This is a genomic window from Bacteroidota bacterium (assembly GCA_017303905.1).
Classification (GTDB): domain Bacteria; phylum Bacteroidota; class Bacteroidia; order B-17B0; family Aurantibacillaceae; genus JAHEYG01.
Genome location: JAFLBH010000004.1, coordinates 324473 through 340327, shown reverse-complemented (window position 1 = coordinate 340327; position 15855 = coordinate 324473). Strand labels below are relative to the sequence as shown.

General features: G+C 36.8%; 15 protein-coding genes. 11 read left to right on the top strand and 4 right to left on the bottom strand.

The features are described 5' to 3' along the window. The first annotated feature begins 32 nt into the window (after positions 1 to 32). A complete protein-coding gene (locus J0L69_14925; GenBank protein ID MBN8694485.1) occupies positions 33 to 941 on the top strand; it encodes an outer membrane beta-barrel protein in 909 nt (302 codons plus the stop codon). A 45-nt stretch (positions 942 to 986) separates the two neighbouring features. Here J0L69_14925 and J0L69_14920 read toward each other — a convergent pair whose 3' ends face one another. Further along, positions 987 to 2219, bottom strand: coding sequence for an HD domain-containing protein (locus J0L69_14920; protein ID MBN8694484.1), 1233 nt, complete (start codon positions 2217 to 2219; stop codon positions 987 to 989). Between the two features lie 73 nt (positions 2220 to 2292). Between J0L69_14920 and J0L69_14915 the strand changes: the two genes are divergently transcribed. From J0L69_14915 to J0L69_14905, 3 genes are read left to right on the top strand one after another with little or no spacing between them, the layout of a single operon-like run. After that, entirely contained in the window at positions 2293 to 3849 is a 1557-nt protein-coding gene (locus J0L69_14915; protein ID MBN8694483.1) for a bifunctional response regulator/alkaline phosphatase family protein, read from the top strand. A 14-nt stretch (positions 3850 to 3863) separates the two neighbouring features. Next, the gene (gene tsaE, locus J0L69_14910; GenBank protein MBN8694482.1) at positions 3864 to 4274 is read left to right on the top strand and encodes a tRNA (adenosine(37)-N6)-threonylcarbamoyltransferase complex ATPase subunit type 1 TsaE; all 411 of its coding nucleotides are present in this window, start codon (positions 3864 to 3866) and stop codon (positions 4272 to 4274) included. Continuing rightward, positions 4275 to 5117 (top strand): hypothetical protein, encoded by an 843-nt coding sequence (locus J0L69_14905; protein MBN8694481.1) that lies wholly within the window; start codon positions 4275 to 4277, stop codon positions 5115 to 5117. A 15-nt stretch (positions 5118 to 5132) separates the two neighbouring features. Here the strand turns inward: J0L69_14905 and J0L69_14900 are convergent, their stop codons facing one another. Further along, entirely contained in the window at positions 5133 to 5963 is an 831-nt protein-coding gene (locus J0L69_14900; protein ID MBN8694480.1) for a universal stress protein, read from the bottom strand. Positions 5964 to 6082: 119 nt separating this feature from the next. On the opposite strand from J0L69_14900, the gene J0L69_14895 reads away from it, so the two are divergent. Further along, positions 6083 to 6598 carry a 30S ribosomal protein S16 gene (locus tag J0L69_14895; GenBank protein MBN8694479.1) on the top strand — a complete coding sequence of 172 codons (516 nt, stop codon included), beginning with the start codon at positions 6083 to 6085 and terminating at the stop codon, positions 6596 to 6598. A gap of 72 nt (positions 6599 to 6670) precedes the next feature. Continuing rightward, positions 6671 to 7516 (top strand): hypothetical protein, encoded by an 846-nt coding sequence (locus J0L69_14890; protein ID MBN8694478.1) that lies wholly within the window; start codon positions 6671 to 6673, stop codon positions 7514 to 7516. A gap of 6 nt (positions 7517 to 7522) precedes the next feature. Here J0L69_14890 and J0L69_14885 read toward each other — a convergent pair whose 3' ends face one another. Next, positions 7523 to 8491 carry a peptidoglycan DD-metalloendopeptidase family protein gene (locus J0L69_14885; protein ID MBN8694477.1) on the bottom strand — a complete coding sequence of 323 codons (969 nt, stop codon included), beginning with the start codon at positions 8489 to 8491 and terminating at the stop codon, positions 7523 to 7525. 308 nt (positions 8492 to 8799) lie between these two features. Between J0L69_14885 and J0L69_14880 the strand changes: the two genes are divergently transcribed. The 5 genes from J0L69_14880 to J0L69_14860 all read left to right on the top strand — a co-directional run bounded on the left by J0L69_14880 (position 8800) and on the right by J0L69_14860 (position 14457). Beyond that, complete coding sequence (locus J0L69_14880; protein MBN8694476.1) at positions 8800 to 11184, top strand: gliding motility-associated C-terminal domain-containing protein; 2385 nt, start codon at positions 8800 to 8802, stop codon at positions 11182 to 11184. A 6-nt stretch (positions 11185 to 11190) separates the two neighbouring features. Next, complete coding sequence (locus J0L69_14875; GenBank protein ID MBN8694475.1) at positions 11191 to 12234, top strand: PorP/SprF family type IX secretion system membrane protein; 1044 nt, start codon at positions 11191 to 11193, stop codon at positions 12232 to 12234. A 23-nt stretch (positions 12235 to 12257) separates the two neighbouring features. Beyond that, entirely contained in the window at positions 12258 to 12977 is a 720-nt protein-coding gene (locus J0L69_14870; protein ID MBN8694474.1) for a methyltransferase, read from the top strand. Positions 12978 to 13106: 129 nt separating this feature from the next. Continuing rightward, on the top strand, positions 13107 to 14018 hold the full coding sequence (locus J0L69_14865; protein ID MBN8694473.1) for a 3-hydroxybutyryl-CoA dehydrogenase: 912 nt from the start codon (positions 13107 to 13109) through the stop codon (positions 14016 to 14018). A 28-nt stretch (positions 14019 to 14046) separates the two neighbouring features. Then, the gene (locus tag J0L69_14860) at positions 14047 to 14457 is read left to right on the top strand and encodes a hypothetical protein (GenBank protein MBN8694472.1); all 411 of its coding nucleotides are present in this window, start codon (positions 14047 to 14049) and stop codon (positions 14455 to 14457) included. Positions 14458 to 14566: 109 nt separating this feature from the next. Here the strand turns inward: J0L69_14860 and J0L69_14855 are convergent, their stop codons facing one another. Beyond that, positions 14567 to 15829, bottom strand: coding sequence for a competence/damage-inducible protein A (locus J0L69_14855; protein ID MBN8694471.1), 1263 nt, complete (start codon positions 15827 to 15829; stop codon positions 14567 to 14569). Positions 15830 to 15855 lie beyond the last annotated feature (26 nt).

Genomic DNA, 15855 nt, shown 5'->3' with positions numbered 1-15855 from the left:
AAATTAGAGATTTTTATTACTTTTGTAGTCAAATGAAAAAACTATTCTACTCGCTTTTACTTGTTTTCTTTTTTACCGCATCCTATTCTCAATGGTTGTGGGATTTTGGATTTGCAGTTGGAGCATCTAACTATTTGGGAGATATTGGAGGGAAGGAGAAAACCCGTCGTGATTTCGTGGCTGATATGAAATTAGCCAAAACACGTTGGAATGTGGGAGGTTTTGCACGTTATAAGTGGCGCCCAAGAGTTTCTGTAAAATTGGCTTTGGATTATTTGCGCTTAGAGGGGGATGATAAATTATCAACCAATCCGGGTCGCCGTGCGCGTAATTTGAACTTTCGTAATGATATGTTTGATTTGGCCTTTACAGCTGAATGGTTTTTTTATGAAAACAATGATTTAGGAAATACATATCGCTATCGTAATGGTTTCCGTGCCTATATTTTTGGTGGCGTTGGCGGATATTACAGTAACCCGAAAGGGAATTTAAATGGTGAATGGATTAAATTACGCCCTTTACAAACAGAAGGAATAGCTTATAAACCTATTGGCGTGAACATTCCTATTGGTGTTGGTTTTTATTTTACTTTAGAAAAGAAACATCGTATTGGTTGGGAGTTGAATTGGAGAACCACGTTCACTGATTACCTTGATGATATTAGTGGCAATTATCCTGATCAAGCTCCGGGAAATTCTTTGTCTGAAACAATGTCTTACAGAACAGAAGAATTAGGACCTAATTATCCTGATAATGCGCATTTTTCTCATGGTTGGGGCCAAAAACGTGGTGATAAAACCCATAATGATTCTTACATGACAATGAATTTATCATATAGTTATGTAATGCGTGGTAAGAGTTCGTTTTACCGTTCTCGCTACGGCCATTTCTTCAGTAAGAAGAAGAGAGGGGCAACCCGTAAGATTCGTGCTAAATTCTAATTTGGAAAATATGAATGAAAGCCCTGCAAATAATGCGGGGCTTTTTTATTTGAGTTCTTTAGTATAGCAAATGAAATGTTTCGTTACCGATTTATTTAAAGCTTGTATGTTTAATAAATCACTGGCAGTAGCAATGTCAACCAGTTTGCCCGTGTTATAAAGTATATTAATACCATGATCGCCGCTATTATAAGCACGGTTGTTTACGCTTTCTGAAAAAACAAAATAAGACGCTTCTTTTCGGCTAATCGAATAAGTTTTCATGGCCTTTTCAATTAGTTTGTTTTTATGTGCTGTAGCAATCGCTTCATTTTGTAATTCTATTTTGTACAAATTGCGCTCGAGCATGTTTTTGCAAAGTGTTTTTAAAATAAAATCATCGCAATCGCTCCAAGCTTTCACCGAAGCCATTACATCATAATCATCTAAAGCGGCAAACTTTTGTAACAACTCAGGTTTATTTAAAAAATCTTCTTTTGTGAAATCATTTTCTAAAAATAGAGAGAAGGTAGGTGTAGCAAAAAGAGGCGCACCTTTTCCGCTAAGCTCCTTGGCTCTTCTTAAAATGTTTACCAATAAATTCTCGGCACTCAAAACAGTTTTATGTAAATACACCTGCCAATACATTAAGCGCCGTGCAATTAAAAACTTCTCAATACTATAAATACCTTTTGCTTCAACAACCAATTTATCATCCACCACATTCAACATTTTAATAATGCGCTCACTGCTGATAACGCCTTCACTCACGCCTGTAAAGAAACTGTCGCGTTTCAAATAATCCAGACGATCCATATCTAATTGTGAACTCACCAATTCGTGTAAAAAAGGTTTGTTATACTGATTATTAAAGATTTTGATGGCCAACGACAACTTTCCTTTAAATTCTTTATTCAGGTTATCCATAATCATCGACGAAACATCTTCGTGATGAATTTCCTTAACAATGCTATGCTCCAGTGCGTGCGAAAACGGTCCGTGTCCGATATCGTGCAATAAAATCGCAATTAAAGCGGCGCGTGTTTCTTCGTCAGAAATTTTCACATCCTTGCTTTTCAAAACCTGCAAGGCTTCGCTCATCAGATACATGGCGCCAATTGCATGATGAAAACGAGTGTGTAATGCGCCAGGATAAACCAAATTCGTTAATCCTAATTGCTTAATACGTCGTAGACGTTGAAAGTAAGGGTGGTTTATAAGGGAGTAAATTAAATCATCATGAATGGTTACAAAACCATAAATGGGGTCGTTGATTATTTTACTTTTAATATTCGACATCAATGCTAAAAAATCTTAATTATCTACAATAATTTTACCTTTACTGCGTATATTGTAAAGATATAAAACGTTTATGGAAAAAAATACAATTCTTTGGGCCGATGATGAAATGGAGCTGTTAAAGCCTCACATTTTATTTTTAAATAATAAAGGCTATGATGTAATTACCGCTGTTAGTGGTGATGAAGCCCTTGATATTGTGAAGGAGAACAGAGGAATTGATGCCGTTTTATTAGATGAAAATATGCCAGGTTTAAGCGGACTGGAAACACTTGCGAAAATTAAACAGCTTCGTGCCGATTTGCCTGTTATCATGATTACAAAAAGTGAAGAAGAGCACATTATGGATGATGCTATCGGTGGAAAGATTGCAGATTATTTGATAAAGCCGGTGAATCCAAATCAAATTATTTTATCACTCAAGAAAACCCTAGATAATAAGCGTTTGGTTTCTGAAAAAACAAATACGGAGTATCGAAAGGAGTTTGGTCAAATCGGCATGACTTTAAGTGATAATTTGAAATGGAGCGAGTGGGTGGATGTGTTTAAAAAAATTGTGTATTGGGAATTGGAAATGGATAAAGCACAAGACAAAGGAATGTTGGATGTGTTAAAGATGCAGAAAGCTGATGCAAATACACAGTTCTTTAAATTCGTAGAAAAAAATTATGTGAATTGGTTAAATGGGAAAGATGCAAATCCACCAACCATGAGCCATACTTTACTTAAAAATAAATTTATCCCTGAATTAGACAAAAGTGAAAGCATCTTCCTAATTGTCATCGACAATCTTCGTTATGATCAATGGAAAATCATTCAGCCCGTGATTCAGGATTATTATAAAGTGGAGAATGAAGAATTATATATTAGTATTCTTCCTACTGCAACGCAATATGCAAGAAATGCATTATTCAGCGGACTTATGCCGAGTGAAATGGAAAAACGTCACCCTGATTGGTGGTTAAATGATGAGGATGAAGGTGGAAAAAATATGCACGAGGAAGATTTTTTGCAAGCACAGTTAAAACGTTTGGGTAAAGATGTTAAACTGTCTTACAACAAAGTAACGAATTATGCCGGTGGAAAGAAATTAGCCGAGAGTATAAATAACTTAATGCAAAACAAACTCAATGTAATCGTGTATAATTTTGTAGATATGTTAAGTCATGCTCGTACCGAAATGGAAGTGATTCGTGAATTGGCAGATGATGAACCGGCCTATAGAAGTATTACCATGTCGTGGTTTGAGCACTCGCCTTTATTGGATATGATTAAGCAGTTGGCCGCAAAAAAAGTGAAGATTGTTATTACTACTGATCATGGTACCGTACATGTAAAAGAACCAACCAAAGTATTAGGTGATAAAAACGTGAATACTAACTTACGTTACAAGCAGGGTAAGGCATTAGATTATAATGCCAAGGAGGTATTTGAGGTAAAAAATCCGAGCGATGCGTTCTTACCTAAATTACATCCGAGTTCACGATTTATATTTGCGAAAGAAGATCGCTTTTTTGCGTATCCAAACAATTTCAATCATTATGTAAATTATTATCGTAATACGTTCCAACACGGCGGTATTAGTTTAGAAGAAATGATTATTCCGTATATTACTTTATCACCACGTTAGTGAAGAGATTACAAATTGATATTAGTGATGCCAATAAATTGCCGGAACTTGCCAGGCAAATCTTAAATTTTGCGGGTGAATTAAAGGTTTTTGCCTTTGAGGCAGAAATGGGAGCAGGAAAAACTACTTTTATTAAAGAGTTGTGCAAAGCTTTAGGTTCTAAAGATAATTTCAGCAGTCCTACATATTCTATCGTCAATGAATATTTAACGCCCACAAAAAAATTATATCATTTCGATTTGTACCGATTAAAGTCGGCCGAAGAACTTTTAGATATTGGTTTTGAAGAATATGTTGATGGAAAACGTTATTGTTTTATTGAATGGCCAGAGTTAGCCTTGTCGTTTTTGCCAAAACCTTACCTGAGTATAATCATTAATGTAAAAGAAAATAATCGTTACCTTAGCGCCCAAATTATTGAGTAAATGCGCTTAAGTTTATTTTTAGTTTTCATTGCAGCAAGTCATTTGTTTTCACAAAACGACTCCCTGAAAATTAGTACAAAGAAAAAAGGAACCTTGTATTTGTCGGCAGGCTATACGCGTGTTTGGTTTTCAAAAAGTGACATTCGTTTTGTAGACCGCTCAAATACGTATCATCCGGAAACAGGTTATAATCACAATTATGATTTCACTGTGTATGACGCTGAGGCGAAGGATCGTCCTGATTTTGATAAAATCCCTGACATTGTAAATTTTACTGTTCCTCAATACGCTTATCGTTTAGGGTATTATTTTAATAATAAATCTGATTTAGCCGTTGAAATCAATTATGATCACACTAAGTATATTATGAAAGATTATCAAAAGTTGAGAGTGAAGGGAGATATCAATGGAACATACATTGACCAAGATACATTAATTGACCCAAAGAAGTTTTTACACTTCGAGCATTCGGATGGTGCAAATTTTCTATTGTTTAATATCGTGAAGCGTTGGAAGCTTGTAAATCCAAGTCCGCTTTTCAATATGGGTTGGGTTATTAAAGGAGGAGTAGGTTGTGTTATCCCACGTACGGATGTTACATTATTTGGTAAACGATTAAACAACGATTTTCACATTGCAGGATGGTTAGTGGGCGCTGAAACAGGATTACGCACTGAATTTTTTAAATATGGATTTTTTGAATTTGTTGGCAAAGCAAGTTTTGCGCACTATGTAAATTCACTTGTTATTGGTAAAGGAAATGGAAGAGCAACGCATCATTTCTTTGCGTATCAATTAACAGCCACACTTGGTGTACAAGTGCCGGCTTTTGGAAAAAAATAAGCTTTAAGTTTCGAATTAGAAGCCTGTACCAAAATGGTTCATGCTTTCACGCTTCATTGGGTTTACCGTCATAACAGGAATATTACTGATATCAACGATGTGTTGAGCTTCTGTACCACCAAAGAATTCTTTCACGCTTAATTCAGGTTTATTCATGATCATGATTAAATCCGACTCAATTTTGTTTGCATAATCCACTACTGTTTCAGCAACGTGATCGCTTGCAATTGATTTATTGGTACAAGAAATACCTTTACTCTTAATGAATTGTTTTACTTGATGAGAATACGCTAATAATTGATTTTCATAAGCGGCATCTGATGGACTAAACACTGAAAGTACACGAATAGAGGCGCCAAAATATTTCGCAAATTGAACTGCGATATCAACTTTTTCGCGTGATTGGCGGGATAAATCAAGAGGTAATAAAATATTTTCACAACCATCACGGTGTTCGCGACCGCGGATGGTAATTACAGGACAAGGAGCTTTACGGATTAATTTGGAAGCACTGCCACCGAAAATATCTTTAAATTTCATGTGACTTTCTATACCCATGATAATTAAAGTAGCACTAATTTCTTCCGCCACGCGATCCGTCTCTACATAAATGTCACCTTTAACATTCATGAATTCTACAGGAATTCCGCCACTTTCCGCTTCGGTTTGCTTGGTTAATTTGGTAAGATCTTCATAACGCTCTTCACCTACTTTTTCGTATACGTGTAAGAGAACGATTTTAGAGTGAGTATATTTAGCAAGGTTGTAAGATTGTTTGATGGCAAAAATTGATTGTTCAGAAAAATCGATTGGGATTAGGACAATGCCTCTTTCTTTAACTTGCATAGTTTTAGGTTTTTAAAGACGCAAAGGTATAAAAAAATGGCAACAAAAACAGGTATATTTATTTTTTGTAAAACCATAAAAAGTTCCGATATTTGCCACCCAATTAAAAATTAAATAAAATGGCAGTAAAGATTAGACTACAGAGACATGGGAAAAAGGATGCAGCCTTTTTTCACGTTGTAGTTGCGGATGGTCGTGCACCACGTGACGGAAAATTCATTGAAAAATTAGGCGTTTATAACCCTAATTCAAATCCTGCAACAATTGACATCAATTTCGACAAAACATTACAATGGTTAATGAATGGTGCTCAGCCAACTGACACTTGCCGTGCCATCCTTTCTTATAAGGGTGTAATGTTAAAAAAGCATTTGTTGGAAGGTGCCAAAAAAGGTGCTTTAACTGAAGCTCAGGTTGAACAAAAATTCAACAAATGGTTACAGGAAAAAGAAGGAAAAGTTAACAGCAAAAAAGATCGTTTAGCAAGCGAAGGTTCTAAAAAAGCCAGCGATCGTTTAAAAGCTGAAACGGCTAGTAAAGAAGCGAAGGCCGCTAAAATTGCAGCTAAAACAACAGCAGCTCCGGCAGAAGAAAATAATGCGGCAGCAGAAACTTCATCAGAGGAACAAGCATAAATATTTAATAAAATAAGGAGCCCCTTACGGGGCTTTTTTTATTTTTGTACCATAGGACTAAAACAATTTAAAGTGTACATTTTATTAGCTGACAGCGGATCTACAAAAACCGATTGGGTAGTTCTTGAGAACGGCAAGGTAATTGCCGATTATAAAACTATTGGATTTAATCCCTATTTTCAAACTACCGAGCAAATTTACGACGAACTAATTTTAAACCTTAAGCCATTTGTAAGTGAATACCTGCCAGAAGTTGATGTTTTATACTATTATGGTGCAGGATGTTCTAATGAGATAAATTGTAAGATAGTTGGTGATGGGATAAGGGCTGCCCTCGATTTGAAAAGCGTGAATATTGGTCACGACTTATTAGCTGCTGCAAGAGCCTTGTGTGGATCGAAATCAGGCATTGCTTGTATTCTAGGTACCGGCAGTAATAGTTGTTTATATAATGGAGTAGAAGTGGCTGAAAATGTCCCTTCTTATGGCTACATGTTTGGTGATGATGGCAGTGGAGCGCACATAGGAAAAACATTTGTACAGGCTTATTTTGATGGTGAGCTGCCTTCCAAAATCAGAGCCGCTTTTGAAGCAAAAGGATATCACAGGGAAGAGATTTTAGATAATGTGTACAAAAAGGGAATGCCGAGTCGCTATTTGGCCTCTATTAATTCTTTTGTGTCAGACAACATCAAAGACCCTTATATGAAAAAGTTAGTGAAGAATTGCTTTGTAAGCTTTTTTCACAAGCAAATTGAAAAATATACGGATTCAAGAAAGTATACAGTTCATTCGGTAGGTTCTATAGGTTACTATTATAAAAGCATACTTGCTGAGGTGGCGAATGAGGAAGGATATACACTCGGTAAAGTTATTAAGTCTCCTATCGAAGGCTTAATAGAATTTCATAAGAAATAGGAAGAGTTAAACTTTGAGTTTCTGACCAATTTGTAAAATCTTGGTTGGCTTTATGCCATTCTTTTTACAGATAGCACTTACAGTAGTGTGACAACGTTTGGCAATCACTCCCAGGTTATCACCCGGTCTTACTTTATAAATCCCGTATTTAACACCATTTTTTGTAGTGTATTTTACTGCACCAACGTCATGACGGTGACGATTGTGCATGGCACGTAAATCGTACTTGTTTTCAACGTCAGTTTTCCTTAGTGTAAATTCGTATGTTTTTAAATCTCCTTTTGCGTAGTCAATAAAGTCTTCTGTATCTAAAGCCTGCCCTAAATAACGCATTTCAAAATGTAAATGAGCTCCGTAAGAACGACCGGTATTTCCACCCAGACCTAATATTTCACCCGCTTTAATAGGTTGCCCGGCTTCTACTAAAATCTTGCTTAAGTGAGCATAAACTGTTTCTAATCCGTTAGTATGACGTATAATTACTACATTACCGTAACCGCTTATCTTACTTCTTGCGATTCGAACCATACCGTCAAAGGCAGACACTACAGTATCACCAATTTCCAAATCAATGTCAGTGCCGTAATGCGGACGATATCTTCTCCACCCAAATTCGCTGGTTATCATTCCTTTAAATGGCATTGAAAAACGACCTTCTCCTATATCAGTTAAACAAATCGTCACAGAATCTGTCCGAAAACAATCACTAAAATTATAAGGATGAATGGTAGTAGTATCCCAGGTGGCATATAAATCGTTGGAAGGAAACAAAATACTTGCTGTATCTTGTTCATCTTCTTCTATTTCAGCTATTTGAGTGTTTAAGGTGTGGTGAGTAGTATCGTCTCTTTTAGCCTTACTTTTCTTGTCATCACCGGGTTTATTCTTCTCATCATCTTTATGCAAATTACCTGCAAATGATGGTGTTACAGCCATCATAATAAGGAGTGCGCATATATGAATAAAACCCTTCATTTTCAGAATTTTGCAAAGTTTTAATATTTTACGAGAAATCCTACTGTTAATTTACGTTATTCATCCTAAAGTTATTAACAATTTGAATATTTCGGTTAATTACTTTAACAAATTCTGATTTTTAAATGTATTTTTTAAACGTTCACGAAAATTAAAAATCACCTGTTGATAGTTACCCTTCTTTCATTTTTATATGTAGTACATTATACTTATCTTTACCACTTAGTGAGTTTATTAAAGTATTGAGTGAGAAGCGCTCAAACTAAAATTTGTTTAGCTAACTTAGATTTAGATATAATACCTAAAATATGAAAAGATTTTTCTACGTTTTATTTTTACTGTTTATTTCCTTATTCACATTCTCGCAGGCTACTTTTACCCCTAACTTTGCTATTCCTTCGCCTTTGTGTTCCGGTATAGCGTTAACTACAACTTGCGCTGTAACACCAGGAACAACCGCAATTGTTGGTTACACCTGGACGTCAACTCCAGCCGGTCCGGTAATAGGGGCTCCAAACGCATCCGTTACTTCAATTAATTTCGGTACCGCAGGAACTTTTACTATTTCAGTTACCGCAACTGCGGGAGGAACAAATACAGCCAGTGTTAGTCAAGTTGTAACAGTTAATCCAACACCAACAATTACAGCAACTCCAAATCCGGCTACTATTTGTGTAGGTAATAGTTCCACTTTAACTGCAGCGGGAGGCACATCCTATACATGGACACCAAGCTCATCTTTAAGCAGCGCAAATGGTTCTCCGGTTACAGCAAATCCTAGTACAAGTACTAACTATACTGTTGTAGGTGAAAGCGGGGGGTGTTCAAGTACAGCTGTTGTGAGTTTGGTTGTTAATCCCGCTATGTCAGTTTTAGTAACAGCCTCACCTTCTTTCACAACTTGTCCTGGAGGTAGCGCAACATTAACAGCAACAGGTGCGGGTGCCGCCGGTGTTTATACGTGGTCACCGGGAACGGGACTAAGTTCTACAACCGGTTCAGCTGTTGTATCGTCTCCTACAGGTAATACGGCTTATACTATCATAGGACTGGATCCACTTACAGGTTGTACAGGTACAACAAATGTAAATGTGGTGATTGGTTCTCCTTTATCAGTTTCAGTTTCTCCTATAACCGCTACTACTTGTATTGGCGGTGCCGGTGTTACTTTAAGTGCATTCGGTGCTTCAAATTATGTTTGGTCTCCTTCAGCGAGTTTAAGTAGTGGTTTTGGTCCGGTTGTAGTGGCTACTCCAAGTACCTCTACAACTTATACAGTTTTAGGTTCAACCGGTACGTGTACAGGTCAGGCCGTTGTTAGTATTTCTGTTACTACGCCGCCTACATTGACAGTTACGCCAACGAATACGACCATTTGCTTAGGAAGTTCTTATACCTATACAGCAACCGGTGCAGGTACAGGCGGAACCTATACATGGACACCTGCTTTCACCCTGAATAATTTTACCGGCTCTACAGTAACCGCTTCGCCTACTGTTACAACTACCTATACCGTAACCGGACAAACCGCTCTCGGTTGTTTATCTTTACCAAGAGTAGTAACATTAACTGTAGTGCCTGTGCCAACGGCTACTGTTTCATTACTCACCAATACAAATGCCATTGCTACGAATACAATTTGTGGTAACCAAACAGCTACATTATCAGTTGCAACATCTACACCTCCTCCGGGAATGGCCTACAGTTACACATGGTCACCAACTATGCATATTGTTACCTCATCTAATTCAGCTTCTGTTTTGGCAATACCTGCTATGTCGGTTTGTACACAAAATTATTTAACGACGTATTCGTGTACGGTATCTTATGCAACTTTACAGGGTTGTAAAAGTTTAGTGGATACAGTTACTATGAGCGTTATTAATTGTTTTCCTCCTGTTGCCGATTTTACAACAGCTGTTGCTAACGACACCATTTGTACGAAAGGTTGTGTTTCTTTTATTAATACTTCATGCGGCGGTGAACCTCAAATTGTGAAGTGGTACTCTCCAGGAGGAAATCCTGACACTACATCGACACCATTCCCAACTATTTGTTATAATGTACCAGGTGATTACACCGTTAGTTTAGCAGTTACAAATCCTTATGGATATGATAGTATCGTGAAAACTAAAATTATCCATGTGGTCGACACGCCAAATACACAAGGGTTAAGAGATACTTGTATTCGTTTTGGTCAGTCGGTTCAACTTTACGGTATTCAAGCTCTGTATTATAAGTGGTCGCCTAATGATGGATCGTTAACTTGTCCGGATGGCTCTCCAAGCAGTTGTAATCCTTTGTTGATTTATAATCCTATTGCCACACCAACTATTACTACAAAATATGTCGTCACCGGATATAATAGTAAAAACTGTAAGTATAACGATACACTCACGGTCTGTGTCATAGATGATTGTGGTGAGATGTTTGTCCCTAATGCCTTCTCGCCCAATGGAGATGGCGTCAATGATGTCTTATACGTCAGGGGTAAATGCTTAGCAAACTTCACTTTTCAAATTTTTAATCGCTGGGGTGAGAAAGTATTTGAATCTAGTAATAAGGATTTAGGCTGGGATGGAACGTTTAATAGTGAGCCATTAAATACCGGTGTTTTTGTATACAGGTTACAAGGAACAACGGTCAATAATGAACCGTTTAACCTCAAAGGAAATGTTACTTTAATAAGGTAAACTTTTATGAATAAAATAATAAAAATAGGAAGTTTTTTAGGCGCATTATTTGCGGTTCATACGTCTTTTGCACAGGACGTACATTTTTCTATGTATAATGAAGCTCCTGTAAATATAAATCCTGCATTAATTACAACCGCTTACGATACCAGGGCGATTGCTAATTACCGTACTCAATGGGGAAGTGTTGGAAAAGCTTACACCACTTATGGAGTAAGTGTTGAGCAAGCTATTCGTCACTTGAAACTTAAGAAAAACTATATCGGCCTTGCTTTAAACATTAATAGCGATAAAGCAGGAGATGCGAAATTGGGTTCTTTAATGCCAAGCTTGGGAATTTGTTTTGTAACAAAATCATCTAAATTCAGTAAACTTTCCGGCGGATTACAAGCGGGTATGATTTATCGTACCATTAATATTAATTCGTTACGTTGGGATAGTCAATATGATGGTTACGCCTACGATCCATCTTTACCAAGTGGAGAATCTACTCCAAGAAGCGCTATAACAACATATGATATTGGTGGCGGTGTAAATTTCCATTATGCAAAAAGCGAACGTTATATAAGTGCTCAGGATGGTGCTAAATGCGATATCGGTTTTTCTGCATTCCATTTCCAACAACCTAAAAACTCATTTTTCGAATCAAGCGAGCGTTTACATACCAAATATATTTTCCATGCTAATTTAGATTATGGTATTAAGTCTGCTGCATTAGCCTTGGTTCCAAGTGTGCTTTACATGAAGCAAGGACCTAACACCGAAACAACATTAGGATTTATTTTCAAATACATTATCGAAGATCAAGCTACCTACACCAATGTAAAGAAAGCCAGTTCACTTTCGTTTGGAGTTTATTATCGTTTAAAGGATGCAGTGATTCCAACCTTGTTGTATCAAAAATCGAAATATGCCATTGGATTAGCTTACGATGTTAACTTATCGCAATTAACACCTGCTTCAAAATTAAAAGGCGGACTAGAAGTTACATTGCGTTATAATACCAGCCCGGGCTATGGAAGAGCTTTGGGTAATTCTGTAAACCGATAACCGAGCAATAATAAAATGAATTTATGTCCGGTTCAACATTTGCGTTTAAGCAATTTGTAATCCAACAAGACAAGTGCGCTATGAAAGTAGGCACTGATGCAGTTTTGTTGGGGGCATGGGTTTTTCCAAACGGATCAAAAACAATTTTAGATATTGGTACAGGAACCGGAGTTATTTCTTTAATGCTTGCTCAAAAAACAAGCTCCGCACAAATTACGGCCATTGATATTGACCCTAACGCTATAGAACAAGCCTCCATTAATTTCAAGGAAAGCAAATTTAGTGACAGACTTCAGGCAATTAATCTTTCTTTACAGGAATTCGCTAAAACAAATGAGTCGAAATTTGATTTAATTGTCACCAACCCGCCTTATTTTGTAGGCTCTTTAAAAAGTAGTGATACAAATCGATCGACGGCTCGTCACGCAGAAACCTTGCCTTACATTGAATTAATTGAGGGAGTTAAAAAACTGCTCAATCCAAAAGGTAAATTTTGTTTAATACTTCCGAAAAACGAGGCTATTTCATTCAGAGAAATGGCTGAAGCAAAGGGATTTCATTTATCGAAGTTGCTGAGAGTTAGAACACGATTAGATAAAGACACCGAAAAACGTCATGTGATGCAGTTTGAATTTCATCCCACTGAATTTTCTGAATCTACGCTTGTAATAGAGAAAGACTCTCGTATGTCCTATACCGATGAGTATAAAAATCTCACCAAAGATTTTTACATTAATTTCTAAATTATTTAGGGTTTAATCTTATTAAAAGTTACCACATCATCGGTTAAAAACTAATGTTTGCTTTAAATGGAATTGTCACTTAGATTTACGTGATAAATTAAGGCTAAGTCCTTACTAAAACTCTATTGTATGAAAAATATTACGGTTATAGGCAGCGGAACAATGGGAAACGGAATTGCGCATACCTTTGCTCAATTCGGCTATGCAGTTAGTTTAATTGATATCAATGAAGCTGCTTTACAAAAAGCTATCGCTACAATTACAAAAAATTTGGATCGTCAGGTTGCTAAGGGAAGTATTACCGAAGCTGATAAAGCAGCAACATTAGGAAACATTAAAACTTCTACCGATTTAAAATCTGCAGCGCAAAATGCAGATTTAGTAGTAGAAGCAGCCAGTGAAAACGTAGATATTAAACTTAAAATTTTTAAGCAGTTGGATGAAATTTGTCCTGAGAAAACAATTTTAGCATCTAACACCTCATCTATTTCTATTACACAAATTGCTGCAGTTACAAAACGTGCCGATAAAGTGATCGGAATGCATTTCATGAACCCGGTTCCTGTAATGAAATTAGTTGAGGTAATTCGAGGATATAATACAAGTGACGAGGTATGCCGTTTAATCATGGAAACCTCTAAAAAATTAAATAAAATTCCTGTTGAGGTAAATGATTACCCTGGCTTTGTGGCGAATAAAATTTTAATGCCTATGATCAACGAAGCCATCATTACTTTATATGAAGGTGAAGCGGGAGTAGAGGAAATTGATACAGTAATGAAGTTAGGAATGGCACATCCAATGGGACCATTACAGTTAGCCGACTTTATTGGCCTCGACGTATGCTTAAATATTATGCGCGTGTTACAAAACGGATTCGGAAATCCAAAATATGCGCCTTGTCCTTTATTGGTAAATATGGTTACTGCCGGACATTTAGGTGTTAAGTCAGGTAAAGGATTCTACGATTATTCAGGTGGCGGAAAAGAATTGGTATTAGCAGAGCGATTTAAAAAAAAAGATAGTTTAATACCTGCATAAACTTTTCTTGAACAGCTACAAAAACATATTGCCAATCGAATTTCCTGCTATTAAAAGCGCGGGTTTGTATTATTTCAATACACCTTCAGGTTTACGTTACGAAGTGCGTTTTGGAAGAAGGCAGGATAATATTCTGCATGCATCGATTGTGTTTGGTGTAGTGAATGATGAATTTGAAGGCGAGGAATATGTAACAACGAACAGAGGTGAGGTTTATCAGGTAATGAATACCATCGTTGAAATCGTGAAGGATTTCATTGCGCAACATCCTAAAGTCTGTATTTACGAATTCAATGCGGTTGGACGAGATGGTGAAAATGAAACTAAAGCCGAAAACGCGCGAATGATTTTATACAAACGTTTCCTCCCTAAAATTTACGATAAAACCTGGCAGTTTAAGATTGATGGCAATTACGCTTTGGTAACAAAGAGGGATTAGAACTTTATTCAGGGCTAAAGCCCATTTATATTGATTTTACATAAAACCCCGGACTTAAGTCTGGGGTTTTATGTATTCATAAGTTTTGGGCTTTAGCCCTGACACTATTTTATTCCTGTTTCAAAATTATTTTTCTGAGCATATTTAATGCAGCATTAGCTGTCATTTGAATATTACGCTGACGATTATCTCCAAATAAGAATTTGAGTGCAATGGTTTTTTCGGGCGAAGCAACGGCTACCCAAACCGTTCCAACCGGTTTTTCGGCTGTTCCGCCTGCAGGGCCTGCAATGCCGGAAGTGGCAATAGCATAATCGGTGTGAAATTTTTTTCTAGTTTCATTGGCCATTTGTATCACGCATTCTTTGCTGACAGCGCCTACCGTTTCAAACAAAGCGGCATCAACATGTAACAACTCATGTTTAATCTGATTTTGATATGGAACGATACTTCCATTAAAAATATCCGAGCTGCCCGCTAAGGATGTAAATAGAGAGGCGATGTATCCGCCTGTACAACTTTCGGCTAAAGAAACACGGAGTTTTCGTTCTCGCAATAATTCACTCACTATTTTCTCCAATCCCGGTTGATCTTCCCCGTAATTTTCATATCCATAAATATATTCCGGAATTATTTTACGTAGTTTCTCTATTTCATTTTCAATCACAGATTTTAATACCTCACTGTTTTCTCCGAATGTAGATAAGCGTAAACGGACAATTCCGGGTTGAGGTAGATAGGCAAGTTTAATATTGTTTTCTGCTAAGGCATCTTCCCATTTTTCAATTTTCTCTGCCAAAAAACTTTCACCGAGGCCTTGTGTTAAAACTGTTTTATGATAGATGTGAGGCAATTTATTTTCAGATTTTATTTTTGGTAAAATCAATTCACTCATCATCGATTTCATTTCATAAGGAACTCCCGGCATTGAAATAAAAACCGTGTTTCCTTTTTTCATCCACATGCCCGGTGCAGTACCGTTTTTGTTTTCAATCACAATACAACCTTTAGGCACTAATGCTTGTTGTCGGTTTATTTCTGTTAATTCACGGTTTCTTCTTTCAAAGAATCCCTTTACGGTATTTAAAACACGCTCATCAATTTCTAAAATAGTGTTAAAATATTCCGCGAAGGTTTTCTTGGTAATATCGTCTTTAGTAGGACCAAGTCCACCGGTTATAAACACAAATTCAGCACGTGTGACAGCATCATCAAAAGCCTTTATAATTGCCTCTTTATCATCGCTTACCGACGACATATGAACTACTTTTATTCCTAATAAATTTAATTGCTGGGCAATCCAAACCGAATTGGTATTGGTTATCTGGCCAATCAAAATTTCATCTCCAATGGTTAAAATTTCGGCACGCATAAAATACTTTGGCTTTATATTTGTAC

Coding starts and splice junctions, on each gene's coding strand:
- J0L69_14920 (MBN8694484.1), bottom strand. CDS start 2,219: ATGTCGAATATTAAAAGTAAAATAATCAACGACCCCATTTATGGTTTT.
- J0L69_14895 (MBN8694479.1), top strand. CDS start 6,083: ATGGCAGTAAAGATTAGACTACAGAGACATGGGAAAAAGGATGCAGCC.
- J0L69_14905 (MBN8694481.1), top strand. CDS start 4,275: ATGCGCTTAAGTTTATTTTTAGTTTTCATTGCAGCAAGTCATTTGTTT.
- J0L69_14870 (MBN8694474.1), top strand. CDS start 12,258: ATGTCCGGTTCAACATTTGCGTTTAAGCAATTTGTAATCCAACAAGAC.
- J0L69_14915 (MBN8694483.1), top strand. CDS start 2,293: ATGGAAAAAAATACAATTCTTTGGGCCGATGATGAAATGGAGCTGTTA.
- J0L69_14880 (MBN8694476.1), top strand. CDS start 8,800: ATGAAAAGATTTTTCTACGTTTTATTTTTACTGTTTATTTCCTTATTC.
- J0L69_14885 (MBN8694477.1), bottom strand. CDS start 8,491: ATGAAGGGTTTTATTCATATATGCGCACTCCTTATTATGATGGCTGTA.
- J0L69_14925 (MBN8694485.1), top strand. CDS start 33: ATGAAAAAACTATTCTACTCGCTTTTACTTGTTTTCTTTTTTACCGCA.
- J0L69_14855 (MBN8694471.1), bottom strand. CDS start 15,829: ATGCGTGCCGAAATTTTAACCATTGGAGATGAAATTTTGATTGGCCAG.
- J0L69_14875 (MBN8694475.1), top strand. CDS start 11,191: ATGAATAAAATAATAAAAATAGGAAGTTTTTTAGGCGCATTATTTGCG.
- J0L69_14865 (MBN8694473.1), top strand. CDS start 13,107: ATGAAAAATATTACGGTTATAGGCAGCGGAACAATGGGAAACGGAATT.
- J0L69_14900 (MBN8694480.1), bottom strand. CDS start 5,963: ATGCAAGTTAAAGAAAGAGGCATTGTCCTAATCCCAATCGATTTTTCT.